This is a genomic window from Pseudomonas savastanoi (assembly GCF_020917325.1).
Classification (GTDB): Bacteria; Pseudomonadota; Gammaproteobacteria; order Pseudomonadales; family Pseudomonadaceae; genus Aquipseudomonas; species Aquipseudomonas amygdali.
Genome location: NZ_CP076652.1, coordinates 3321565 through 3346267 on the forward strand (window position 1 = coordinate 3321565; position 24703 = coordinate 3346267).

17 protein-coding genes and 1 pseudogene are annotated in these 24703 nt (G+C 57.8%); 6 read left to right on the forward strand and 12 right to left on the reverse strand.

Annotation, left to right across the window (positions count from 1 at the left end; translation table 11 throughout):
* Positions 1-186: 186 nt before the first annotated feature.
* The 4 genes and pseudogenes from KP808_RS13845 to KP808_RS13860 form a co-directional block, all read right to left on the reverse strand.
* On the reverse strand, positions 187-5769 hold the full coding sequence (locus tag KP808_RS13845; RefSeq protein ID WP_230016309.1) for a DUF3320 domain-containing protein: 5583 nt from the start codon (positions 5767-5769) through the stop codon (positions 187-189).
* A 457-nt stretch (positions 5770-6226) separates the two neighbouring features.
* Positions 6227-6470: pseudogene (locus KP808_RS13850) on the reverse strand (hypothetical protein); the annotation flags it as partial.
* A gap of 379 nt (positions 6471-6849) precedes the next feature.
* Positions 6850-8406, reverse strand: coding sequence for a methyl-accepting chemotaxis protein (locus KP808_RS13855; protein ID WP_407692681.1), 1557 nt, complete (start codon positions 8404-8406; stop codon positions 6850-6852).
* A gap of 194 nt (positions 8407-8600) precedes the next feature.
* Positions 8601-10178 carry a diguanylate cyclase gene (locus tag KP808_RS13860; RefSeq protein ID WP_230016311.1) on the reverse strand — a complete coding sequence of 526 codons (1578 nt, stop codon included), beginning with the start codon at positions 10176-10178 and terminating at the stop codon, positions 8601-8603.
* Between the two features lie 238 nt (positions 10179-10416).
* Here KP808_RS13860 and KP808_RS13865 point away from each other — a divergent pair, with 238 nt between their 5' ends.
* Positions 10417-11109 (forward strand): hypothetical protein, encoded by a 693-nt coding sequence (locus KP808_RS13865; RefSeq protein WP_044317378.1) that lies wholly within the window; start codon positions 10417-10419, stop codon positions 11107-11109.
* Between the two features lie 107 nt (positions 11110-11216).
* Here KP808_RS13865 and KP808_RS13870 read toward each other — a convergent pair whose 3' ends face one another.
* Positions 11217-12404 carry an MFS transporter gene (locus KP808_RS13870; protein WP_230016312.1) on the reverse strand — a complete coding sequence of 396 codons (1188 nt, stop codon included), beginning with the start codon at positions 12402-12404 and terminating at the stop codon, positions 11217-11219.
* 110 nt (positions 12405-12514) lie between these two features.
* On the opposite strand from KP808_RS13870, the gene KP808_RS13875 reads away from it, so the two are divergent.
* Together KP808_RS13875 and KP808_RS13880 are read left to right on the forward strand one after the other, a co-directional pair.
* Entirely contained in the window at positions 12515-13141 is a 627-nt protein-coding gene (locus KP808_RS13875) for a TetR/AcrR family transcriptional regulator (protein WP_219169189.1), read from the forward strand.
* A 100-nt stretch (positions 13142-13241) separates the two neighbouring features.
* Complete coding sequence (locus tag KP808_RS13880; RefSeq protein ID WP_230016313.1) at positions 13242-15095, forward strand: ABC transporter ATP-binding protein; 1854 nt, start codon at positions 13242-13244, stop codon at positions 15093-15095.
* A 92-nt stretch (positions 15096-15187) separates the two neighbouring features.
* Here KP808_RS13880 and KP808_RS13885 read toward each other — a convergent pair whose 3' ends face one another.
* Together KP808_RS13885 and KP808_RS13890 are read right to left on the reverse strand one after the other, a co-directional pair.
* On the reverse strand, positions 15188-16156 hold the full coding sequence (locus tag KP808_RS13885; RefSeq protein WP_005745113.1) for an ABC transporter substrate-binding protein: 969 nt from the start codon (positions 16154-16156) through the stop codon (positions 15188-15190).
* Between the two features lie 87 nt (positions 16157-16243).
* On the reverse strand, positions 16244-17062 hold the full coding sequence (locus KP808_RS13890; RefSeq protein WP_230016314.1) for a phytanoyl-CoA dioxygenase family protein: 819 nt from the start codon (positions 17060-17062) through the stop codon (positions 16244-16246).
* A 107-nt stretch (positions 17063-17169) separates the two neighbouring features.
* On the opposite strand from KP808_RS13890, the gene KP808_RS13895 reads away from it, so the two are divergent.
* A complete protein-coding gene (locus KP808_RS13895; protein ID WP_230016315.1) occupies positions 17170-18078 on the forward strand; it encodes a LysR family transcriptional regulator in 909 nt (302 codons plus the stop codon).
* A gap of 98 nt (positions 18079-18176) precedes the next feature.
* The gene (locus KP808_RS13900; protein WP_230016316.1) at positions 18177-19049 is read left to right on the forward strand and encodes a LysR family transcriptional regulator; all 873 of its coding nucleotides are present in this window, start codon (positions 18177-18179) and stop codon (positions 19047-19049) included.
* A 54-nt stretch (positions 19050-19103) separates the two neighbouring features.
* Here the strand turns inward: KP808_RS13900 and KP808_RS13905 are convergent, their stop codons facing one another.
* The 4 genes from KP808_RS13905 to KP808_RS13920 form a co-directional block, all read right to left on the reverse strand.
* Positions 19104-19529 carry a VOC family protein gene (locus tag KP808_RS13905; RefSeq protein WP_003364399.1) on the reverse strand — a complete coding sequence of 142 codons (426 nt, stop codon included), beginning with the start codon at positions 19527-19529 and terminating at the stop codon, positions 19104-19106.
* A 177-nt stretch (positions 19530-19706) separates the two neighbouring features.
* A complete protein-coding gene (locus KP808_RS13910) occupies positions 19707-20204 on the reverse strand; it encodes a HoxN/HupN/NixA family nickel/cobalt transporter (protein WP_230018882.1) in 498 nt (165 codons plus the stop codon).
* Positions 20205-20259: 55 nt separating this feature from the next.
* Complete coding sequence (locus KP808_RS13915) at positions 20260-20553, reverse strand: metal-sensing transcriptional repressor (protein WP_060707888.1); 294 nt, start codon at positions 20551-20553, stop codon at positions 20260-20262.
* Between the two features lie 113 nt (positions 20554-20666).
* The gene (locus KP808_RS13920) at positions 20667-21779 is read right to left on the reverse strand and encodes an NADH:flavin oxidoreductase (protein WP_230016317.1); all 1113 of its coding nucleotides are present in this window, start codon (positions 21777-21779) and stop codon (positions 20667-20669) included.
* 138 nt (positions 21780-21917) lie between these two features.
* Between KP808_RS13920 and KP808_RS13925 the strand changes: the two genes are divergently transcribed.
* A complete protein-coding gene (locus KP808_RS13925) occupies positions 21918-22820 on the forward strand; it encodes a LysR family transcriptional regulator (RefSeq protein WP_230016318.1) in 903 nt (300 codons plus the stop codon).
* Positions 22821-22888: 68 nt separating this feature from the next.
* On the opposite strand, the gene KP808_RS25960 is transcribed toward KP808_RS13925, so the two are convergent.
* Positions 22889-23728, reverse strand: coding sequence for a type III effector (locus KP808_RS25960; protein ID WP_326839546.1), 840 nt, complete (start codon positions 23726-23728; stop codon positions 22889-22891).
* Between the last annotated feature and the right edge of the window lie 975 nt (positions 23729-24703).

Consider the following 24703-nt stretch of genomic DNA (forward strand, 5'->3'; position numbering starts at 1 on the left):
CACTACTGTCATTATCCCTACCTTAAGTTGTGCCTGTAAGAGGTTACGCATACGAAAGGCTGATGCTCAGATTTCCACGCTAAATAACGGTCTGCCCAGCAGTCCTCATCGTGTCGCCAGACGCCTCACCGACCGCAAATGTCTTATGACACTCTAGGACCGGTCAGGACGCCCCCAAGAAAATAGCTACTCCGGAACTTTCAGGAGGCCTTCTTCATCAACCAAACGACCACAGGCGACGACGTGCTCGACCATCGCCGCCACACGTTCTCGTACCGAAGCCGAGATAGCTCGGATGCCGATGGCGCGCGCAACGCGTTCGATGACCTGATCGCGGTTCGCGCCAAAGTTACGCGCTACGACGATGACGATGGCCTCTGCAAGTTCTGCCTCCGGTAGATACTCCGCCCGGCGGAGCGCCAGTGAAGATACCTGCGAACGATCGCGTGGAACGACAGGCGCGCTGGCCATGGCGAGCCAAACGCCGTCACGCACCACAGAGTTCTGGCGGACAGCCACATCGATGGCCCTTTCGACGGCGTCCTGAATCCGGCTACCAGCTCGCTTGGCGCCCCAGGCGTCACGGATACGGGACACGACCTCATCGGTATGCACGGGTCCCTCTATACGCACAACATTAACCGCAATCTCGGTAAGAACGCCGGTCGGGGTATCGTGGATTTCTTCCGAACGATGTGTTGGCCGCTGTGGGTTCGCTTCGACATACGGTTCGAAGGTGAAATCACCGTCTTCCGTCCTCAGCTCCCGTTCGATGGCAGCTGCATCGACAGCCTGCTCTTTTGAAAGGACCTCCTCGACTACGCGCTCGTCGAACGCAGCACGAGCCGCATCGATCTGCCGGCAGACAAGGTCGAGTTGCTCTTGTGGACGCTGGAACCAATCGGTGCTCCAGATACGGTGGAGGTTCCAGCCATGATCGAGCAAAACCTGCTGGCGAAGACGGTCACGGTCCCGGGCGGACTGGGCGCTATGATACGACGCGCCATCGCACTCGATGCCCAGGAGGAAGCGACCCGGGCGCTCCGGATCAGTCACCGCAAGGTCGATAAAGAACCCAGCCAAGCCCACCTGACGCTGGACACTGTATCCGCGAGATTCGAGAGCCGAGGCAACCTGCTCTTCAAATATGGAATCAAAGTCCCGTCCCGTGACGGCAGCCGTGTCGAGCTTTCCCGTGCGGGCATAGCGGAGAAAGATACGGAATGCCTCGATACCTTTGCGGCTGGCGGAAAATGCAGGATCGATGTGCTCATCGGTCGTTGAGGAGAACACCTCGCATCGCTGCTTGGCGCGGCTGATCAGCACGTTGAGGCGACGCTCGCCGCCCTCGTTATTGAGAGGCCCGAAACGCATGGGTACTTTGCCGCCTGGTACGGTCGGTCCATAGCCAACCGAGATGAAGATGACATCCCGCTCGTCACCCTGAACGTTTTCAAGGTTCTTGATGAAGAAAGGCTCACTGTTGCGGCGGTTGAAGAACGCCTCCACCTCCGCTGGCAAACCACGGCGGAGTACTTCAAGCTCGTCGAAGATGGCACGGCTTTGCGACGCGGAGAACGCTGCTACACCCAACGACAGATTCGGATGCATACGGGCGTGCTGGACGATAGCCTCAGCGACTACCTTGGCCTCTGGCCCGTTGACGCTCTTTACCGGTGAACCGAAGACGCCATCCCGAACATGGTGGAAGCGCAGGCCACGCCCACCCTCCTGAGTCCAGGGGCTAGGCACGATGAATAGCTTGTTTTCATAGAACTGGCGGTTGCTGACTGCAATGAGCGACTGGTGGCGACTACGGTAATGCCAGCGGAGCATGCGCATAGGCAGGCCGCGTGCGGTAAACAGCCCAAGGATGCTTTCAACGTCGCTGACCTTCGTTGGCTCATCCTCGTCAATGTCTTCATCGCCACTGGTGAGCTTGGCAAAGAAACTGGTTGGCGGTAGCTGACGAGGGTCACCGACCACAACCACCTGCTTCGCACGAGCCACCGCACCGAGGGCGTCGACCGGCTGAATCTGGCTCGCTTCGTCCATCACGAGCAGGTCGAACTCAAGTGCACCGGGCGGCAGGAACTGCGCGACCGACAACGGGCTCATCATGAAGACTGGCTTCAGGGCGGTGAGCGCAGGTGCCGCGCGTTCGACCAGCTTTCGCAGGGCCATGTGACCCTTCTTCTTCTGAATTTCCCCCCGAAGCACCCCGAGTGGGCCAATCGAACCACTGTCTCTTCGAGGAACATTCTGGTGGTGAGCCTGAACGACTTCGCCTGCCGCCGCTGCGATACGCAGGCGGTCAAGCTCGGCGAACTCGCGGACAATATGGCCGTGGGCGACGCCATCGAAGCGGCCCAGAGCCGGTTCAGCCTTCAGCACCCGACGGTATTGCCCTTCAAAATAAGCGAACTCGAACGCAGCGACCGCGCTCGTTGTCGATAGCCGTCCATCAGCAAGTCGGGCGACGAAATCCGCGCAACCGTCGCGAACGGCCCGTGCAGCACGATCGCGATAGGCCAGCCACCGGTGGAGTTCTTCCTGCTCGGTAACCCAGCGTGATAGCCGCCCTGTCAGGGAATCCAGATGCGCCTCATGGATGAGCGGCGCACCAACACTTGCTGATAGATCGAGTGCAAGCTCATCTGCGATGGCGTGGAAGGCGGTAGCGAGATGCACGGCCTGTTCGTCGAGAGCCTTGGCGCGAGGAATGAGAGCCTCACGCTCATGGACTCGACCGGCCAGCGCGCGGATGTCTCCATTGACTTTGAGCCAGCCAGCGGCTGTCGAGAGGGCGTCCCAATCACTGTCGAGCCCTCGCCACGCGGAGCCGAATAGTGCGCGGCCGAGGCTATCCCCATCTCGTACTCCCTGACGCGCCTCGCGTCCCGCATCGAGCCTTTCAAAAACGGCACAGACTGATTCTGCGCTAGTGGGGGCCTGGATCAGGAAGCCGCTTACCGTCGACCAGGCATTCGTGTGGCGGACGGCGAGCTGCAACAACGACTCGAGGTCGAGTTGTTCAGGCGCGGTGGCGTCGCCGAACGCCTGCGTTGCCTGTGTAAGAAAATCGACATGGACGCCGGACAGGTCGGGAGCGACCTGCGAGAGCAAAAGGCTTACGTACTTCGAACGCTGGGCGACATCATTCTTCTCAGGACCGCGGGAAGCGATGAGACGGGGTTCGGCCCCGAGCCCGCGCAGGGACCGCATCCATTCAACCAAAGCCACGAGCGGCGCGGAGACCGAGCTATCGCCTTGCCAGTCATCACCGAAGGCTGCCTTGCCAAAACTGTCTTCATTGCGCAGGACGCGCCGCGCTTCCTGACCGCGGATCAGGGTATCGAGAGAAGCCAGGGTCACCGGGAGAGGTTGGGCGGGCTGAACCAGGACCGAGCGCATGAGCTTGTTGGCTGCACGCCAGTCGCCACTGAGGAAGCGGAATAGGCTTGTGCCCTTCGCAGCGAGCGCGGCGCGGGCGGGACCTACGTCGATATCCCAAGCGAGCTCCTGGAGCTGACCTGCCAGTGACGTACGAACCCCTTCGAGCTCAGCGACGGTATGGGCGATCTGCCCGGCCCGCTCTACGCCTCCCTCCCATAGCTCGGAAGCGAACGTTTCGGGGCTCGCCGGTGGCGCATTTGCAACCCGCTCGCCGATCTTGGCGAGGCGGGCAAATTCGCCAGCGGTCGGCGCGCATTCGCGGCCCAGTGCGTGAGACAGACCGCGGGCAGCCTGCAATAACGCCGGGATGGCGTCGCGAACGGCGCAGAGGCGGCGAACGGCATCCGCATTGAAGTCACCAGGGCATTCGGTGAGCGCCTGCTGCGCCTCGTGGGTGTCCTCGTCCCATGCCTCAACATTGACTTCGGTCGACAGCGATTGGCGCAAGGCGGCAAAGCGGTGACCCAACGCTAGCAATGTATCGACCATCGAAACGTTTGACCAACCGTCATCTGCCATGGCAGCGGCATCAAGCACAGGCGCCACACTGATGCGCCGGGCGAGTGCGCTGACAGGGACCAGCTCTTTGAGCGTGCGCGGAAACTCGGCTTCAAGCAAACTGGCAGTAGCATTCATGTACTGGCGGGCGTTCTGGAGCTGGCCGCGCAGGGTTTCGATACGAGCGACGAGACGCTCACGATCGGTTGGTAGCATCGCTTCGATGCCCACCCCGGTAAAAGCGTGGTCGTCGGGTGTGCCGATGATCTCAATCCGTGTGACAAGGTCGCTCAGAAGTGTATGGCGCCGTTCGAAACCATCCGCCCCCCAAGCGTCGATTCCCTCCAGAACGACATCGTTGGGCATCACCCCCGCTTGCCGCAGGCGCGCGAGATGACCCATGACCTGGAATGGGGACAGACTGGATGCTGGGTCGACAGCATGGAGCCGCGCTACATGGCCGTTCAACTCGTCCCGCGCTTCGGTCAGGCGAGCAATTAGACTTCCGGTGGGAGCTGACTTCGGAGCTCCGAGATCCCAAGTGCGTCGGAGCTCATCCAGTACCGCGCGCTTGTTAGCCTTGTTGCTGTGGAGTTCCAGACAAGCATCGCCCACGCCCTTTTCATCAAGGCGACGTTTTACCACCTCGAGAGCAGCCATCTTCTCCGCCACAAACAGAACAGTTTTGCCGTCCTTAATGGCCGACGCAACGATATTGGCAATCGTCTGGCTCTTACCGGTGCCAGGAGGGCCCTGAATCACCATGTCGCGACCGCGACGCACCTCATGGATGGCAATAGCTTGCGAACTATCGCAATCGAGGATGTGGAGCATCTCCGCCGGCGGGATGACCGGATCGATGTTGGCGCTCTCGTCGAGCATACCCTCTCCACCAGGGAAGCCGTCGGAGAGCAGGCCTTTGATGAGTGGGCGATCAACGAGTGTGTTGCCCTTAGGCCACACGGCGGGGTCGAGGTCTCTATACATCAGGAATTTGGCAAAGGAGAAGAACCCGACGGTCATCTCATCCCGCAGCACTTCCCACTGGGGCTTGTCCGCCACCGCAGCCGCAACATCCGTAAAATAGGAATCGATATCGAAGCTATCGCTGGCTTCGAAGGCGGGCATACGAAGCTTGTGAATGCGGTCGAGGTATGCTTCCAACGACAGGTTAGATGCGACATCTTCAGCGCGAGCCTTGAGTCGGAATTTCTCGCCCGCCGTTCCGCGGTTCAACTCGACGGGAATCAGGATCAGGGGAGCATGGCGGACGTTCGCTGCATTGTTCGGATCGATCCACTTGAGAGCGCCAAGGGAGGCAAAGAGGACGTTCACGCCCTGTTCTTCTTCGAGCGTCTTTGAATTCAGGTACAGCTCGAGCAGGTGTTTTTGCAGACCCGTGCCCGTGAGCCGAGTCTGGAGCCTTGTGTCGCTGTGACGGGTGAGTACGCCCCTCTCGTCGACGCTGTCGTCGGGTTGGGCAAGCTGGTCGATTTCATCGGACTCAATGGCCGGCTTTGTGTCGTCGGCTGCCGAATCGTCATCGGACTCATCAGTCGCCGCCTTGCCGGCCAGGAAGGTAAACGCCTTTCCCTCCCGAACGAGGAGGCGATAGACCTCGGATGTCTTCTCATCAACGATCGCTATCGCCGAGGTACGGCTCGATCGCGGCATATTAAGGAGTCGATTTCGCGCTGAGAGGTCAAGCAACTGTGTACGCGCCTGCTCAAGCTTCTCGGCGTTGGGGAGCGTGCTCTGGAAAATCGATGCATCCATGGTCGAGTCGGGCGTTGCTGCTTCTGTCTTACTGTCCATCGTCATGTCCCTGGCGGACAATTTCCGCCGAACGAGCCCTTCATTGGGCGATCAGTCTATTTTCGCATCTCGGGCGGACATACGTTGGCTGCCGATAAGGCCAGGAGCCAAGTTGCGACCAGAAATCTCCTTCCAACATCGAAACTGCGTGCGCCTGTTCCAGATAGCATCCATATTAATCCACTGGGAGGCACTTCCAGTACGGTGATTTGATGTCGAGCAATCAATTTATGTAGAGGGCTGGATACGTGTGTCCATGCCGCTTCCTCTGTCACACCATTTGATAGGCTTTAGTGCGCCGTCCTCGGTGTGCGCTTGCCGACGTTTTCGCACAACCCGTTAAAACCAGGGACGACCACGCATGACTATGGTTTTCCTCATGCTCACTGTATCGCGACCTCGGCGACATCACCCCCGGACAGAGCTTGACGACTAGATTGACTTGGCCTTCTTCGTCCTCAAGATATTTGGCATGGTTATAGGCCGAACCCACCTTATTCGGATCAGCATGGGAACAACTGCGCATCTACCCAGATCTTGGGGTAGCCGATCTCTTTCAGTTCTATCGAAATGGTTCCGCGGATGCCGTAGCCAGTTATAAGACTCTCGTAATCCATTCGCTTCAAAGCTGCGTTGGGGGTGTTCTCGCTGATGCGTTTTTTGAGTTCGCGGTGGTGCGCAAGCAGGTGTTTCTTGGCTGGGCGCATTGCTTGCCTTAGAGATCGTAAATCTCGATCGCCCGTATATCCCGCGCTACGTGGGGCACAACTGGGGGCATAGTTTAGTTTTTCCGACCTGAAAATACTGCGCTAGGACCCAGTCAAAATGTTCTTCGGCGATCCCGATATTCTGTAGGGGTCGGCAGGCAGGCCGTTCAGCTGATCATTTCTGCGTTTCCACAAACCATAGAGCTCCATCCACCTCCAGTGGATTTCTACATTGGGGGCACATCTGAGGGCATGCTTTACCTCACTGCACACACGGGCGGCTGTAACTTGATCAAGCAATCAAGCCCTGCGGTGGAAGACCCACGCCTCAAGACGTTCATGCCGGAACTGGATACAGCCCCCAAAACCGTTCTCACACAACAAACCGATTAACCAACTGATTCAGATTAACCGCCAGCTTCGACATTTCACCGCACGCACTCGCGGTTTGCGCGGCTCCCGCAGCACTCTGTGTCGCAAGCTCACGAATGCTGACCAGATTTCGGTCCACCTCTCGAGCGACGTGAGACTGTTCTTCAGAAGCGGTCGCGATCATGAGGTTGCGTTCATTGATTTGAATGATGGCCGTTGATATTTGATCCAGCGAGGTACTGGCCTCCTGGGCAACGCCAAGTGATTCGGTCGCAAGGTCTCTGCTCGTATTCATCGCCTTCACGGCCAGGTCAGAATCGCTCTGGATGGCAGCAATCATCTGCTCGATTTCTTGAGTAGACACCTGGGTGCGATGGGCTAAAGCCCTTACTTCGTCAGCCACCACCGCAAATCCACGGCCTTGCTCGCCCGCCCGTGCGGCTTCGATGGCGGCGTTCAACGCCAACAGGTTGGTTTGCTCTGCAATGGCCCTGATTACCTCGACAACCTTGGTGATGCTCTGAGCACGGTCTGACAACCCTTGAATCTGCTCGCTCGTGTTTTCAACGTTACCGTTCAGCTTTTCAATTGACTTTAACGTCTGAGCCACCCGCGCCAAACCTACCTCGGTATAGCCTTGGGTACGTTTTGACTCTTCGGAAGCTGACTCGGCATTACGAGCGACCTCATCAACAGCAGCGCTCATTTCTGTGACCGCTGTTGCTGCCTGATTGACTTCATCGTTCTGGGAAACAAGGCCGCGACTCGACTCCTCGGTAACCGCCGTCATCTCTTCAGACGCAGACGCCAACTGATTAGAGGAATCGGATATCTGCATGATGGTGTTTCGCAGGTTTGCCTGCATCTGCGCGAGCGCTTTCAACAGTCTCCCCGCTTCATCAGTCCCGCTTACCAAGACCTCCTTGGAGAGGTCACTGGCCGCGATGCGCTCAGCGACAGACAGCGCGTCGTTAATCGGGGAGGTAATACTTTTCGTCAGCAGTAATGCCAAACCGACCGTCAAGATAACGACACCCGCTATAAGGCCTACAACAAGCCACAGGCCGTTTTCATAGAGATCCGTCGCAGTTTGCCCGGCCCGTGCAGCGCCTTCGTTGTTAAAGTTGGTGAGGTCTTTGATCTGCACCTCCATCGTGTTCGTCATTGGACGGATGCTGGTACTCACCAGGCTGACCGCAGCCGCGATATCACCCTGTCTCATCAATGGCTCAAGAATATCCAGTTGCTTGGAATAGGCATCGGCACTGTTTTTTACCGGAATATAAAGCGAGCGCTCCTTTTCATCGGCGATGAGGGGCTCATAGTTCGCCACCGCTTCGGTGAATGCCTTACGGTAGCCAGCGAAGCTTTCAATATTCTTTTGAATGGATTGAGGGTCAGCAAGGCCTCGCTGCGTTTCGAGCCTCAGGCGAAGGGTCGTGGTGTTCATCAACGACGTTTGGCGGATGCTGGCCATCCAATTGAGTTCGACGTCTTTCTCGGCGTCTCTGAGCTTGCCCATTTGCAGGACTGCAAATACCCCCAGCACGAATACCAATACGATGATTGACGCGAAAAACAAGGTAGCTCGTGGAGCTAAATTGAGGTTTCGGAGGCGCATGCGAGATTCCTGCTTTTCAATGATGGCTGACATATTAAAAAGGCTATCGACCCAAATCTGGAAACTTTAAGCTCGTCGTCGAAAGGCCCTTTGGATGGTAGAAAGCGGTCACGACTTTACAAGACCTCAACTCAGCAGTGGCCTGAATCCAGAACGGGCTGGCCTATGAACTGCTTTCGTGTGGAATGGGCCATCGACCGCCCCTCGACGCAGTTGCGACCTCTGGTTTTGGCGCAGTAAAGAAGTCGATCTGCTTCCCTCAGGGCCGCTGTGTAACCCTCCTTCTCGAGTGCGTTGATCGCCACCACGCCCGAGCTGATTGTTACGTTCCCCAGCGGGCTGGCGGAGTGCTCTATCAGTGCGTTTTCAATGGATAACCTGACCTCTTCGGCAACGCTTAAAGCACCCGTTAAATCTGTGCCAGGCAACAGAATCACAAACTCTTCTCCGCCATATCGTGCGGCCAGGTCGCCAGGCCGCTTGATACCGCTTCCGATAAGCCCCGCTACCTGGCTTAGGCAGTCGTCGCCCCGCAGATGGCCGTAGCAGTCGTTGTATTGTTTGAACCAGTCAATATCCAACAAAATAAGGGCGATGGATGAGTTATCTCGGGAAGCTCGTTCCCACTCCAGTTGAAAGGTAGCGTCGAAACAACGCCGATTGGCCAGATGCGTCAAACTGTCGGTCCTGGCGATGATCTCGAGGTCGGCTCTGGCGATACTCAACTCATTTTCCGCAGTGATCAGGTGCCGGATTTGCCTGTATAACAAGATGCCGAGTAAAACCAGGGTCAAACTGATCATGCCGACCAGCGCCATGGATCGATATGCATAAGCCCACCAAGGGGCGAATACATGCTCGTAGGACACACCAGCGGCGGCGACGATGGGCAATCCGGACACCCGCCGATAGGCATAAATTCTTTCCACGCCATCCACTACAGACTTGAACACAGCGGTGCCGCTGTCGCTGTATGGCAAATAGCGAGTGAACAGATCACCTTTGGCGATATTGGTGGTCATCAATGCTGCCAGCGTCGGTCGTCGAGCCAGCAGGTCGCCATTGTTCAGCGCGAGGAAAATAACGCCCTTGTCGTCCACATCCATGCGTTTGAAGAATGATTGAAAATAGGCAACGGGCACAGTCGCCAGAGCCACACCTGCAAATGTGCCATCCGCAGTATTGATACGTCGGCTGATCGGGATGACCCGGTCTCCCGTGCTGCGGCTCTCAATGATGGAACCGATGTGGATGGACTCGTCGGCGTTGTCGCGGTGATAGACGAAGTACGCGCGGTCGCTGTTGTTTTTTACCTGTATACCTTGAGAAAAAGAGTTGGCGACCCAGTTGCCTTGGGCATCGTAGATAAAAAGCCCCTGAATGCCGTTGACGTTCAACACGTCCTGAGCCATTCGCTTCGCCAGTCGAGCTTGCTGAGGCCCTTCTACCCCATCGTGCTCCACGCGTTCCACCAGATCACGCAACGTATTATCAGCCTGTCGTACCGTATCCTGAGCTTGCTGCTCGGCAGCAAGAACGATGTTTGAAACCGTAATTGTGGCGGTAGCGACACGCTCACGCCTGGACTGGTTCATCTGCCAGGCTGTAGCCAAAACCAGCGATACACACACCAGGGCAATAAAGCCAATCAGTGCTTTGGTGAGCATGGAAGGCGCGAGCCTGACCGAGGAACGGTAAACATGCTTCATGGGTGCGTCATCAAATTGACTTTTGAACGCTCTATGCATCTTTCGTACCCTGATAGCGGGTCTGGCCAGTGCCTTCACTTCTTGCTTGTCTTCGGTTAAAGCCGAGGTGCTGACTGGACCTCCTGGCTAATGGTCCGTGACATCCTCGCGTTGCTCCACTAAATTACGCCCCCCGAAACGCCCTGAGCCTTTCGCGCCTCAAACCTGAAATGCCTCAAACCTGAAATAGTGAAATTCAATGCCTGATTCCCAGACCAACGAAGCCCTGACCTCCTCCAAGCTGGAATACGAAAGCGCAATTGGTCTTTCCCAGCACGTGCCGCAGGCCAAGACCATCAGCGAGATGGTGCTTGATGCGTTCCAGACCGCCAAGGAAAGCGAAGAAATCCGTGAGCTGCGTGCCGCCATTCGTCTGGCGCAGGATGAGCACGATGACGACAAAGCCTACGAACTGATGGGCCAACTGAAACGCCTCAAGGATGCCGAAGCGGCAGACAGCGCAGCACTGGCCGATCTTGGCACGCAGTTCCCGATCAGCCGTATTCTGTCCAGCTACAAGAATGACCCGGCATTTCAGGAACTGGTCTACGGCTTGGCGCTCAAGGTGCTGAACCAGACGCATCAGGCGATCAGCAACCCCACTACCGCCAAGAGCAAGACAACGCGTGCCCGCAAGGAAGCCGAGGTCTACACCATCAGCAAGGATGGCCAGAGCGTCAGCCTGCCGTTGCGCACCCCGCGTTCCAACCTTAATGTCGACCGCGAAGCCCTCGAGTTTCTTGGCTTCACCTTTGTCGGTGAAGGCGATACCGCCGAACTGCAGGAAACAACCTTCGTCGACAATGAAGGCAGCGAGCTGCCGGTGACCCGTAAAAACATCGTCACCGCGCTGCAACAGGGCAAGGCATTCAACGCTTACAGCATCGCCTGATGAATGATCGGCCGGTGACCCGATCACGCCATCGCGGTCGCCTGGCCGACCGCCGTCTGTTGAGCGAAAAGCAAGTCCAGTGGTTGCCTCCAGCCACTGGCACCGATTTACTCCAGAAGCCGATCGCCTCGCGCAAAACCATGAACCCGCGCCCGTAGCGCAATAATCAGGCTCAGCACTGACAACACAAACAAGACCCAGGGAAATACACCCACGCCCCAATGTCCAAGCAACACACCGCCCAGTAACCCACCGCCCGCAATAGCGCTGTTCCAGACGACGACATTCATCGAAAGCGCCACGTCAGCGCCCTCGCCTGCCGAGTCGGCGAGCGCGGTTTGCAGAAGCGTAGCGGCACCGCCAAAGGTCAGACCCCAGATAAATACGCCTGCATAGATGGCCAGGGCCGAGCCAGAAAACACACCCAGGAACACCGAAACCGCCGCGAAGCTCGCGAGGCTGGCCAACACCGTCTTGCGTAAATGACGATCAACCAGCCGTCCCGTTACCCAGATGCCCGCCAGCGCGGCGACACCGAATGCCAGCAATACCAAATCGACGTCCCTCGCCAACCCGGCCTCGGAAACAAACGGCGCGACGTAGGTATAAAGAATGTTGTGAGCCAGCATCCAGGTGAAGACCACTCCCAGTACCGAGCGCACGCCCGGGGTGAAAAAGACCTGACGCAATGCCATGCGCCTTGACGCGGACTGGCCAGGATAGTCCGGCACTTTGATCAGCACCCAGACGATCAACAGCAGGGTCATTGCGGACATCAATCCGAATGCCATGCGCCAGCCCATCAATCCGCCCAGCCAGGTTCCCAGAGGCACGCCCAATGACAACGCGATGGGCGTTCCCACCATTGCGATCGCCAGCGCGCGGCCCTGCAATTGGGGAACGACCATACGTCGTGCGTAACCCGCGATAAGGCTCCAGGCCAGCCCCGCAGAGACGCCAGCGAAAAACCTCGCGATCAGGGTCAGCCAGTAGCTGGAAGACAGCGCAGTGACGGAATTGAACACCAGGAAGCCGACAATCGTCAGCAACAAGACTGTTCGGCGGCGCCAGCTTTGCGTAGCGATGGTCAGCGGAATGGCTGCCAGCAGTGAGCCCAACGCGTAAACAGTCACCATTTGCCCTGCAAACGATGCCGAGACTCCCAGGCCACTGCCGATTTCGGGCAGCAAACCCGCAGGCAACGTCTCGGTCACGATGCAAATGAACCCTGTCATCGCCAAAGCCAGCAATGCCCCGAGCGGAAGTTTTTCGCTCTGTTTCTCGCCTGTCGTCATTCGAATCTCCCCACTAATATACTGATCGATACAAATATAGACAGAACACCCCAGGTGGTCAACGACTTATGTATCGACTAGTATTTAAATAATTCTGGAGGAGACCCGGCATGGCACAGATGGGACGTCCGCGCACGTTTGACCGTGACGTGGCAATCACTCAGGCGCTGCATTTGTTCTGGGAGCATGGATACGATGCGACATCCCTGAGCCAATTGAAGGCGAACATAGGCGGAGGCATTACCGCACCAAGCTTTTACGCCGCTTTTGGCTCGAAACAGGCACTGTTCAATGAGGTGATGGAGCGCTATCTCGCCACCCACGGTCGGGTTACCGACAGCCTGTTTGACAACACTCTGCCGCCCAGGGAAGCGATTGAACTCACCCTTCGCCGGTCCGCAAAAATGCAGTGCGAGCCCGATCATCCCAAGGGTTGCCTGGTGGCGTTAGGCCTTATGAGCACGTGCTCGGAAGAGAGCAAGGCGATTTCCGCACCGCTCGCAAAAGCCAGGAACCTGAATCGTGCGGGTATCGTTGCCTGCATCCACCGCGCCGTTGCTACAGGGGAATTGCCCGCGACGGTGATACCGGAGGCTCTCGCTGCTGCGTTCGACAGTTTTCTTCTGGGCTTGTCTACACTGGCTCGCGACGATGTTCCACATGCCACACTGGATGCCGCAGTCACTCAAATGATGGGCCTGTGGGATAGTCTGCGTAGTGTTACCGACGACCAATGACCCGCAGGTCCAGACTCATCTGCATTCCCTGCAACGCCTTGATGCATTGCGCATAGGCGTCCAATGCCAGAATCTTCACCAAATCCTTTCGGAGACCACCATGCTTCGCGCGTTTGAAAAATGGCTCGACCCCTTCCCGCCCGACGAAGTGCCGCCGCCTCCTGACGGCCTGGTGCGGTTTCTCTGGGCCTGCACACGGGGAGCACGTGGCTACATCCTGGCGCTTGCGCTACTGAGTGCCGGCGTATCGATTTACGAAGCCTGGCTGTTTTCTTTTCTCGGGCAGGTCGTGGACCTGCTGTCGGCCTGGAAGGCCGGCGACGATACGGCCATGCAGGAAAGCAGCGTGCTGTGGGGCATCGGCCTGGTATTGCTGGCCAGCATCGGGCTGGTCGCGTTGCGTACGATGGTCCAGCACCAGGTATTGGCGATCAACCTGCCATTGCGGCTGCGCTGGGATTTCCATCGGTTGATGTTGCGCCAAAGCCTTTCTTTTTTCTCCGATGAGTTCTCTGGCCGTGTCACCACCAAGGTGATGCAGACGGCACTGTCGGTGCGTGAGGTGCTGTTCACACTCATCGAAATCGCGCCCGGAATCGGGGTGTACTTTATCGCGATCATTGCATTGGCCGGCGGCTTCGACCTGAAGCTGATGCTGCCTTTCATTGCCTGGATCGCCCTGTTCGGTCTGGCCATGCTGTATTTCGTGCCCCGCCTGGGCAAAGTCGGACAGGAGCAGGCTAACGCGCGCTCATCGATGACCGGGCGTATCTCGGACGCCTACACCAACATCACCACGGTAAAGCTGTTCTCCCACTCCAAACGTGAAGCGCACTTCGCACGCGCTGCGATGGAAGACTTCAAGCTGACCGGCTTTCGCCAGATGCGTCTGGTCAGCCAGTTCGAGATCGTCAATCAGGTGTTGGTGGTCGCGTTGATCATAGGTGCAGGTGGTTATGCACTGTGGCTGTGGCACCAGGGTCAGGTCGGCACCGGTGCCGTAGCGGCGATTACCGCCATGGCGTTGCGCGTCAATGGCATGTCGCACTGGATCATGTGGCAAATGACCTCGCTGTTCGAGAACATTGGCACTGTACAGGACGGTATGGAAACCTTGACCCGCGGCCCCAAGGTTCAGGATGCGCCGGATGCAGCCGCCCTGGTCACCACGGGTGGTGCGGTAACCTTTGACAATGTGAGTTTCAATTACAACGGCGAACGCCAGGTGCTCGATGCCCTGAACCTGACCATTCGGCCGGGTGAAAAAATCGGCCTGGTGGGTCGCTCCGGTGCCGGTAAGTCCACACTCATCAACCTGCTGTTGCGCTTCTATGACGTAGATGAAGGAGCAATCAGCATCGACGGGCAAAATATTGCGCACGTCACCCAGGACAGCCTGCGTAGCGCCATCGGCATGGTCACTCAGGACACATCCCTGCTGCACCGTTCCATCCGCGACAACATCGCCTATGGCCGTCCCGACGCGACTGACGCGCAAATCCACAGCGCCGCGGCCAGCGCCCAGGCCGATGGGTTCATCAGCCAACTGAGCGACAAGCAGGGCAATAGCGGCTACGACACCCTGGTGGGTGAGCGTGGCATCAAACTGTCGGGTGGTCAGCGTCAACGTGTCGCGATTGCCCGGGTGATGCTCAAGAACGCGCCGATCCTGCTACTGGACGAGGCCACCAGCGCGCTGGACTCGGAAGTCGAAGTGGCTATCCAGGAAAGCCTCGATGAAATGATGAAAGGCAAGACCGTGATCGCCATCGCCCATCGCCTGTCTACCATCGCAGCGATGGACCGGCTCATTGTCATGGACGACGGTCGCATCATCGAACAAGGCACCCATGCCGAACTGCTCGGCAAGAACGGCACCTATGCGCGGCTGTGGCATCACCAGAGCGGCGGGTTTCTCGGGGAGGATCAGGGTGTGGCCGATATCATCGATTAGGCAGACTGACCAATAGCCCGGCCAGGTCGCTGGTGGCGTACGCAAGCACTCCAGCGGCGATAAGAGAAAGGGCATCCATGCCCTTTCTTGCCTTAAAGCGTTGCTTCGATCTTTTTGGCAGCAGCGTCACTGACCCAGGTGTGCCAGATTTCCGGGTGCTCCTTGAAGAATATCTTCGCCAGCTTGGGTGAATCGATACGCTCCTTGCTCATGCGGGCCAGGTTCTGGTTTAACAGGTCGATCGGCAGATTGACCTTTTCCAGAACGGCTACCAATTCCGGTGCCTGCTCGTGAAAGACATTGGAAAGCCCTACCTGAATGCTGATTTTCTTATCGACGCCCGGCTTTTCTTCCAGCTTCAACAGATCGACTTGTCCCATTAACGGCGTCGGCGACCAGTAGTAGAAAAGAATGGGCTCGCCCCGCTTGTAGCTCGACAAAACGGCAGCATCCAACGCCGGGCCTGTACCCGGGCGGAAGTTGGTATAACTGGCTTCCAGGCCATAGCTTTTAAGCATCTCGCTGTTTTCCAACTCGCAGGTCCAACCCGCCGGGCAATTGTAGAAACGGCCTTTGTCCGGTTCTTCCGGGTCCTTGAAGAGCGCCACGTACTGGGTCAGGTCGGCGATCTTCTTCAGATCGGGAGCCTTGGGCTTGAGGTTGCGTTTGGCATCGCCTTCGACCAGATAACGTGGCACATACCAACCTTCGGTGGCCCCGATAATCGGTGCCCCCACACCAACTACCTTCCCACTGGCGGCCGCCTTGTTCCAGACCTCGCTTCGCCCAATCCACTCCTCCGCCAGTACCTGAATGTCGTTATTGCTCAAGGCGCTTTCCATGGTGATGGAGTTGCCTGGCAATGTATCGATCGCACAGCCATAGCCGTCCTTGAGCAATATCTGCAGTATGTCGGTGAGCAACATGCCGCTTTCCCAATTGAGCCCGGCAAATTTGACCGGTTTACCCGACTCGCACCAACCGGCGGCCTGGCTTGCAGCACTGCCGGCAAACAGCCCGAGAGCAATCAGTGTGGCGGTAAGGTTTTTTCTGATCTTCACAATCGCACGCTCCAACACAGTGAACAGGGCTATGGCAGTGCAAATGCTCGTCACATCAGTGGCGAACCTGTTTCATCTACATGAAACTCAAGCTCCTTGATGTATCGTCGGGAACCAATCTTCGCGCAGTCTCTGACCGGTCTGCATCGCATGCCCTGGATACGGTGGAGAGGTCCGTCCTGGACGCTCGAAGTAACGTATATCGTCGCCAAGCCAGCGCAGCGACAAGACACGACGGCGCTGAGCCGACGCATTGCCTCTAGCACCATGCACGGTACGGAAATCGAACAGCACCGCGTCGCCCGGCTGCATCTCCCACTCCAGTACCTGCAGGCCTTGCTCGGTATCAGTATCTGGATCCGGCGCGTCGCGGTACTCGCCAGCATCTTTGTAGAAATCGCTTTGATCGGCCCAGTGCACCGGTTTTATGCCCTTCTCCCAACGGTGTGAGCCGGCAAGCAGCCGCAGCGTCGACTCGCGCACCGGGTCCACGGGGATCCAGAAGCTCACGTTCTGGCTACCTTCGACAAAATAGTAAGGGATGTCCTGGTGCCATGGCGTGGCCTTCTGCGCGCCGGGTTCCTTGACCAGAACATGATCATGAAAAAACTGTGCCGATCTGGAGCGCATCACGGCAGCCGCGACAGACGCTGCCGGTGAATCCTCGACCATGGCGCGAAACTCTGGAATCCGCTGCCAGTTGCAATAGTCGTCGAAAAAGCCGCCCGGTTTGTCATCCTTCTCGACGTAACGGCTGGCGTAAGCACCCGGCTCGGCGAGGTTGCGCTCGATTCCGTCGGCAATGGTGCCGATCCAGTCGCGGAAAACGCCGCGCAGGCAAATTGCGCCATCGCGCTGAAAGGCCTCAATGTCTTCTGTCGTGAGGGCAAACGAATGTTGTGTCATGACCTGAAACTCCCTCGGAGAAGAATAAATGTGGGCAAGGGCAAATATTTCATGACACTCAGCGAAGATAAAATAATATGTATTGATTTATCACCCAAGAAATTCTTATGAAGTTCAGTCTGCGACAACTCCGTTATGCGCTCGCTGCCGCCAAACACGGCAATCTCACGTTGGCGGCCGAAGAGCTACATGTTTCCCAACCGTCAATTTCAACGGCGATTACCGACCTCGAGCAGCTTTTTGGTCAGCCGCTGTTTGTTCGTCAACGCGGACTGGGCGTATCGCTTACGCCTTTCGGGCGCACAGTGATGGCCCAGGCCAGGCGGGTTCTGGCCGAAGCCCGGACGTTTTCAGACATCGGCAGCGACAACAACGACTTTTCCGGAGAGCTGGTACTGGGTTGTTACGAGGACCTGGCACCCTATTGCCTGCCGCAGATCCTCAGGCGCCTGCAACAGGAACATCCGCGAGTGAGGGTCGACATGCGCGAAGGCGGCTTTGACTATCTGGGCAAGCGCCTCGCCGAAGGTACTCTGGAGCTGGCGCTGACCTACGACCTGGGGCTGCCGGCAAACATGGCGTGTATCGAGTTGCGTCAATTGACTGCCCATGCCCTGCTGGCGGCTGATCACCCATTGGCAAACGAGCCCGATGTCAGTCTGCACGCACTCAGTGAAGGCAATCTGGTAGTTACTGATCAGGTCCACAGCTGGCAGCACGTGCTGGACCTGTTCAACATGCATGGACTGTCGCCTCAAAGCTTCCAGCGCACCCACAGCTTCGAGTTTCAGCGCAGCCTCGTCGCCAACGGATTCGGTGTTTCTCTGACCTATACCAGGCCCTTCGGCGATCGCAGCTACGACGGTCAGCCCTTGGTGTGTCGCCCTATACGCGAAACGCTGCCCACCCAGCGCATCGTACTGGCCTACGATCAGCGCTACCCGTTAACGCCGCCCGCCGAAGCATTCAAAAACCAGGCCGTTGCCTGGTTCCATGAAAGAGTACCTTTTGTCTGAGGCAGCGCCCGGGCGCCTATGACGCTGAAGCGGCGACAACCCGCCAACAACAAAATAAACAAATGCATTTTTTGCAAAAATACAATTATTCTTTGCCCATGATCAAAGAACTGAAAACGTTTATCGCCGTGGCGAGAGAAGGCACGTTCGCTGCGGCGGGCAGCAAGATCGGGCTCACCCAGGCCGCTGTCAGTGCGCAGATGCAGCGCCTTGAAGCTGAACTGGGCGTCGAGCTGTTCGACCGAAAAGGACGTTCAGCCCAGCTCAACCGCATGGGGCAGCAGGTGTTGTTACAAGGTCAGGATCTGGTGCGCCAGTTCAGCAGCCTCGGCACTACGACAGTAGGGCTACCCGCGAGCGTGCTGGTGACCATCGGCGCAATTGCCTCTGTACAACGCTCCTTTCTGCCGGAAGCGCTGGCTCGGTTTCATCAGCAATTCTCCGCGTGCAGGACGCGCGTCATTCCCGGCCTGTCCATGGACCTGGTCAATCAGGTGGACGCTGGCGAGATCGACATGGCAGCGATCATCCGCCCGCCGTTCTCACTGCAAAGCGACTTGCGCTGGGCAACGCTGGTCCGTGAACCTTATCGCCTTATCGTGCCAGCTGACATGCAGGGGGATGACTGGGCCGAACTGATTTCGGCTCATCCATTCATTCGTTACGATCGATCGTCATTTGGTGGCCGACAGGTCGATAGGTTCCTGCGCCAGACCCATGTCTCGCTGCGCGAAGTCTGCGAGCTCGATGAACTGGATGCGATTATGAAACTGGTCGCCAACGGCGTCGGCGTCGCATTGGTTCCGGAAACGGCAACCCTGCAGAGATGGCACGCCGGTGTGCGCTCTATCGACTTGAAAGAGCATACGTTCCATCGCGATATCGGGCTGGTACATCGCGCTCGCCGCAGCCTGACCGAACCGGTAACCGCGCTGGTCCAACTGATCAACGAACACGCTCTGGCTCGTTAGCGCTGCGCCCGCTCTAGCAGGCCTGGCGCAACATAGTGTGCGCCAGGCTTTTTACTATTTTGCGAACAGCTGACTCATGTCCTTGAACGCCTTGAACTCAAGCGCATTACCGCAGGGATCGAACAGGAACATGGTGGCCTGCTCACCCACCTGCCCCTTGAATCGAATGTAGGGTTCGATGACGAACTCGGTGCCGAAGGATTTCAAGCGCTCGGCCAGAGCTTCCCACTGAGCCCATTCCAGAATGATGCCGAAGTGCGGAACCGGAACGTCGTGACCGTCTACCGGGTTGCTGTGCACGCTCTCTTGAGAGGCGGTTTTCGGGTGTTCATGAATCACCAACTGGTGCCCGTAGAAATCGAAGTCGACCCACTGATCGCTGGAGCGCCCTTCGGAAAGACCGAACACTTCACCGTAGAAGGCACGTGTCGCGGCCAGGTCATAAACCGGAATTGCAAGGTGGAAAGGAGAAAGACTCATCAGGACTCCGATTGCAGCTCTTGGTGGCGTGTGAGCCTGACAGCGTGCTCGCTGTCCGGCGACTTATTCAAGTTCCACTCATGCTAAGGCCGGGCGATACCAATAAAAATCAATATATATTTTAGAGATGCACAAATTATTTTTGTGATAGCTGCCATGCTCAAGCATTAGGCCAGCTCACGAATGCAGGCTGATCCAGCCGTTGCCCCCTGCATACATCCCAACACAAATAATCAGGACGCTGGACAGGTAAGGTGCGCGTCGAGCGGCTGCACTGAGCCAGGGGAAACGATTCGAGGCTTTTCGCGCACCGATGGCGGCGGCAGCGCCAACGGTGACCAGCGTGACGGCGAGACCCAGGCAGAAACAGATCACCATCATCGCACCCAGAGTGACCTGCTTCACCTGCAGGCACAGCAGCAACACGGTGATGGCTGCCGGGCAAGGGATAAGCCCCCCGGTCAAGCCGAACATCAGGATCTGGCCCAGATACATCCCGCCGATTGCCACCAGCCAGACGACGGCGGTGTGCGAAACGGTAGCGCCGACGCCGAGCATCACGGCCTGTTTCACAGAGCCACGAATGGCCACAATGAACGCCGCCATCATGGTTTTTGAATGCCCGGGCTCCAACCCGTGCAATGCTCCCAGCAGAATGGCACTGGGGAAATACAGCTAGGCGTGCGAACCCCCTTGCTGCAACAGCTCGACGAAGTTGGGCATGTGAGACCTAGAGGTATTTGGTGATTTGCTTGAAGGCTTCCAGCGGTGCCCGCTCGCCCTTGGCGAGTGAACCGAGCGTGTCTTCAAGGCAGTGATCGATATGATCCTGAATCAACGTTCGCTTGGCCTGGCACACCGCTTTCTCGACCGCGTGCAGCTGCTGGGCGATATCCACACACTCGCGCCCTTCTTCGATCATGGTGATGATGCTGCGCAAATGGCCGTCGGCCCGTTTCAGGCGCTTGATAACAGCTATGTGGGACTGGTGCGTATGGCCGTGGGGGTGGTCGTGTTCACTCATGGCTTGAGCTCTGGCCTGGACAATTCAGACCGGCACTCTATCCCCCCAGGGAGGATAGAGTCAAAGGTAATGCAGGATTGGAACCGGAAGCGAGCCCACCTATGAAAACCTGTTCAATTCATCCCGTTGAATGCCAGCTCGCTGTCCTTGATGTTGGCAATCGGCCCGAGAATGGCTGGATCGAAGTCGCGGAGTGGCTCGCCCTGACGCAACAGCTGTGGCAGGTCCGGATTGGCCAGCGCGCCCTTGCCCACCGCGATGATGTCCGCCCCCTGATGAAGCACCTTGTCGGCTTTTTCCGGGTCGTGCAGGCCGCCATTAGCGATCAGCGCAACATCGGGCGCGTAGCGACGGGCCAGTTTGACCAGACTGGCGCCACCCTGTGCAAAAGCAGGTTGCCATGCTTCGTGTTCCGTCACATGAATGTAATCGACTCCGGCATCTGCCAGCGTACCGAAAATAATCTCGGCATCGCGCTCTCCTCCCGCCCATTTATGTTGGAAGTCGTTGACCTTGCCCTGTGAAAGGCGCACACCCACCGGTGCCTGCCCGGCCATTTTTTTCACTTCGGCAATGACATCGAGCGTCAGGCGCAGGCGCTGCTGAACATCACCTCCCCATTGATCGGTACGCTGATTGCTGTAGTCGGTCAGAAACTGGTCCAGCAAATAACCATTTGCGCCGTGAATCTCGACACCGTCAAAGCCCGCAGTGCCCAAAGCCAGCTGCGTGGCACGGGCGAACCCGTCGATGGCCTCGGCGATATCCTTGTCGCTCATGGCTCGCGGAATCCGGTAGCTGCCCGCGCCGTAATAGAACGCCATCTGTTCGCCCTTGGGACGAATGGCCGAAGGACCCGCCGACTCGCTGACGAAGCGATTGGCCTGGCTGAGTGCGCCTGCGTGCATGAGCTGCGCAATCATGACACTGCCATGCCGGTGCACAGCATTGGTCGTGGCACGCCATGCCTGAGCCTGCTCGTCATCGGTGAGCCCGGGCTGGAAGCGGTAGCCTTGGGAAGAACTGCGATCTGTATAGCTGCCCTCGGTGATGATCAGGCCAAAACCACCCTTGGCGAACCGCTCGTAATAGCACGTCATGTTCTGCGTTGCATTGCCCTGCTCGTCCGCGCTCACGCGTGTCATGGGTGCTACCGCAAACCTGTTCTTCAGTTTCAGATGACCCATGTCGAACGGGGCTGTAACGTGTTTGTTTATCTCGCTCATACTTCAAACCCTCACTGTGCAGATCGCCTGCGAATTGCCCGCAGCAGCTGACATAACCTGCATGACGGTAAGTGCTGTTGCAGCCCATTGGAACCCAGCCGTTCAGATAAGGCGCTTTAACGGAAATGGATAGAACCTGTGCAAATTTCTGACATAGAGGTATTTGCGGCCATTGCATCCAGCAGGAGCCTGTCCGAAGCGGCCCGTCGACTCGGGTTATCTCCCATGGCGGTTTCCAGACGTTTGGCAGCGCTGGAAAACGACCTGAGCGTGAGGCTGGTTCACCGTACAACCCGCTCGGTATCGCTGACGGCGGAAGGCGAAGTTTTTCTGCCTCATGCCAAAACCATGCTGGAAGCAAGCGAGACAGCTCGCACCACGCTGAAGGCTGATGCAGGCTCTGCCAACGGCGTTTTGCGGGTCACGGCACCGAGTGTGTTTGGTCAGACAGTCATCATGCCGCTGCTGCCCGCATTGATGCTGGAAAACCCGGCACTGAGTATCGACCTGACGCTGTCGGACAGCATTGTCGACATCGCCGGACTGGGAATCGATGTCGCCATCCGGATTGCCACGATACGCGACTCGGCACTGGTGGCCAGGTCGCTGGCGCCCAACCCACGGGTGGTGTGTGCAAGCCCAGACTACCTGGCGAGGCACGGCAAACCAGCGCTACTGGACGAACTCAGACACCACCCGTGCATTGCCTTGCACGCAATGCCCTGGTGGTCGTTCACAAAAAACGGCGAGCCCGTCACCATTCGCGCGCAGGGTCCCTTCTCTGCCAACAGCGTCGAGGCCGTGCGCACGGCATGTAAACAAGGTATGGGACTGGCCATGCTGACCTATTGGGATGTCCGACAGGAAATCAACGAAGGCAGCCTTCAGCAGGTGGACTTCGAAGATGCCATGCCCGAACAGCTGTCTGTCACGGCTGTGTTGCCAACACGCCAGCGCGTTCCTCACAGGGTGCGCCTGTTCATTGACCGCCTTGAAGCAGCGCTCAAGAGCAAGGCAGGCGCGGCGGGAGCCACCTTGTAAACGAACGAACCGGCATCAAGCCGGTTCGCAAACCATCCACTGCAATCAGACCTACAGGGGCTGCGTGATCAGGGCACGATTCTAAACGCGTAGTTAGCGATGGTTCTGGCGTCAAGCGGTTGTCTGTTCATCGGATGCTCAGGCTTGCCTGCGAGGAATTGGGCAAGTTTTTTCATATCAATGAACACCAGGTCCTTATTTCCCTGCTGACTGTAAAGCTCCGACGTGTCCGTCGGATTCCCCGCCAGGCCGATCACCTGCTGACGAGAATTTTCCAGCGACAATGGTTCACCAAAAAGGCAATGGGTCGCATCGTCCGGGTGATGGTGTTCCGCGTCCCTGAAGGGCGGATTTTGGGATTCAACAACGGCCTTGGAGACCGTACGCAGTTGATTGAATTGTGAGGTTATAGGGTCCCGGGCTGCGCGGATATCGTCCACAACTGCCGGCCGGTCCGCCGGATCGGTTATAAAGGCTGCAACAACCCTCCTTACTCCAACCCCCGGGTTCAGGTTAAGCAAGCGCATTCCGTAAGCCACATTATTTTCATAATCCTCCCGCTCCGGAATTACCCGCAATGCGCTGGAACGCGCGCCATCTGGTCGCCTGGAGGCAGCTGGAGGATGCATCGGAACGGCTGGGCGAGGCGGAGCACTAACGGGACGTGGCCCAAGCACGCGGTGCAGCGCAACACTCAAATCCATCAGCGGGCTTTCCACAAGGCTCTCAGCCGTGTCAACACTTGGGGGAATGCCCACGCTCTGCAACGCGTACGCTATATCCAAGGGGATCGGTTGGTGCCGCAATAGATGTCTTTCAAGCGCCGTGCGAAGGTCTTCCAGATTGACCCCTTGTTGAACCAATCCCTGCAAGGCTGCGGCGGCCTGGTTATTGCCACGATTACGCATCGCAGCCCTGTCGGGGCGTATGGGTACCTGATTGACGCGTGGCGGGCTTCTGTCTACCGGTGTCTGAGAGGTCGATGCGTTTGACGAACGTCCCTGATCAGGCGTCATCAGCCGGGCGAACCGCCCAAATAATGAACGCTGGCTGCTACTCGATGATGATTGCGTAGGGGGGCGGGCCGCCGGGGGCCGCGTCGCTGTCCTTGCTGGAGTTGACGCTGCCTGTTGGCGATCCGCTCTACGGAGCGCATGACGGAGCTCGATAGCGAGCTGTGAATGGGGGTTGATTCCAGTCGCAATCATGTTAGGGAAATGCTCGCGCAAAATACTCTGTTCGGCTCTAGAAAGAGCCATCTCTTCACCTCTCATGATATTGCGCAGCGTGGTACGAGTATGGGCAAGATCAGCGCCCGCGCTGACCAATTGCTGAACGATGCTATTGGCGTGTGCGATCACACCTGCGTGCAGGGGCCTGGGTCTTGTCTCGGCAGGTGCATGCGGTGCTGCGGCATCGGCAGACCCATGCGGTCTGCTACGCACTTCAGCCTCCGCCGTTGGCGGCATGCCCTGCTCCAGCCACTCCCTGGTTTCGCGCGACAGCGGTCTGGACCGCAAAAGCCTCTCACGCCGATCTCGCGCCTGCGAAGCGGAAGCCTCTGAAGGGGGCGGCGGCACCTGCGGACTGTTCGAAGAGCTGGCACCGCTGCTGGATTCGCGTGCGCGCCCTGATGCAGGCTCGGGGTCTGTGTGCCCGGTAATATAAGCGCCCGATGGCCCCGCTCTATTGATACCCACCATATGCTGATCCTCCGCGGTTTTCTGGCTGCGGGCTGACTCACCCGCAAAATCAGCAATGGGTGGCGATCAGGAAAGAACAGGTTCCACCCCGCTTCTCCCTGGAATCGCTGCGAACCTACACCGCAGACATTAGCCAAGCACCACAAAATACCTATAAAGCATAATAAATTATCAAATAAA

What these genes read in the sequence shown, in the direction of transcription:
- KP808_RS13845 (WP_230016309.1), bottom strand. Translation starts at nt 5,769, where the DNA reads ATGGACAGTAAGACAGAAGCAGCAACGCCCGACTCGACCATGGATGCA.
- KP808_RS13860 (WP_230016311.1), bottom strand. Translation starts at nt 10,178, where the DNA reads ATGAAGCATGTTTACCGTTCCTCGGTCAGGCTCGCGCCTTCCATGCTC.
- KP808_RS13865 (WP_044317378.1), top strand. Translation starts at nt 10,417, where the DNA reads ATGCCTGATTCCCAGACCAACGAAGCCCTGACCTCCTCCAAGCTGGAA.
- KP808_RS13870 (WP_230016312.1), bottom strand. Translation starts at nt 12,404, where the DNA reads ATGACGACAGGCGAGAAACAGAGCGAAAAACTTCCGCTCGGGGCATTG.
- KP808_RS13875 (WP_219169189.1), top strand. Translation starts at nt 12,515, where the DNA reads ATGGCACAGATGGGACGTCCGCGCACGTTTGACCGTGACGTGGCAATC.
- KP808_RS13880 (WP_230016313.1), top strand. Translation starts at nt 13,242, where the DNA reads ATGCTTCGCGCGTTTGAAAAATGGCTCGACCCCTTCCCGCCCGACGAA.
- KP808_RS13890 (WP_230016314.1), bottom strand. Translation starts at nt 17,062, where the DNA reads ATGACACAACATTCGTTTGCCCTCACGACAGAAGACATTGAGGCCTTT.
- KP808_RS13895 (WP_230016315.1), top strand. Translation starts at nt 17,170, where the DNA reads ATGAAGTTCAGTCTGCGACAACTCCGTTATGCGCTCGCTGCCGCCAAA.
- KP808_RS13900 (WP_230016316.1), top strand. Translation starts at nt 18,177, where the DNA reads ATGATCAAAGAACTGAAAACGTTTATCGCCGTGGCGAGAGAAGGCACG.
- KP808_RS13905 (WP_003364399.1), bottom strand. Translation starts at nt 19,529, where the DNA reads ATGAGTCTTTCTCCTTTCCACCTTGCAATTCCGGTTTATGACCTGGCC.
- KP808_RS13915 (WP_060707888.1), bottom strand. Translation starts at nt 20,553, where the DNA reads ATGAGTGAACACGACCACCCCCACGGCCATACGCACCAGTCCCACATA.
- KP808_RS13920 (WP_230016317.1), bottom strand. Translation starts at nt 21,779, where the DNA reads ATGAGCGAGATAAACAAACACGTTACAGCCCCGTTCGACATGGGTCAT.
- KP808_RS25960 (WP_326839546.1), bottom strand. Translation starts at nt 23,728, where the DNA reads ATGCGTAATCGTGGCAATAACCAGGCCGCCGCAGCCTTGCAGGGATTG.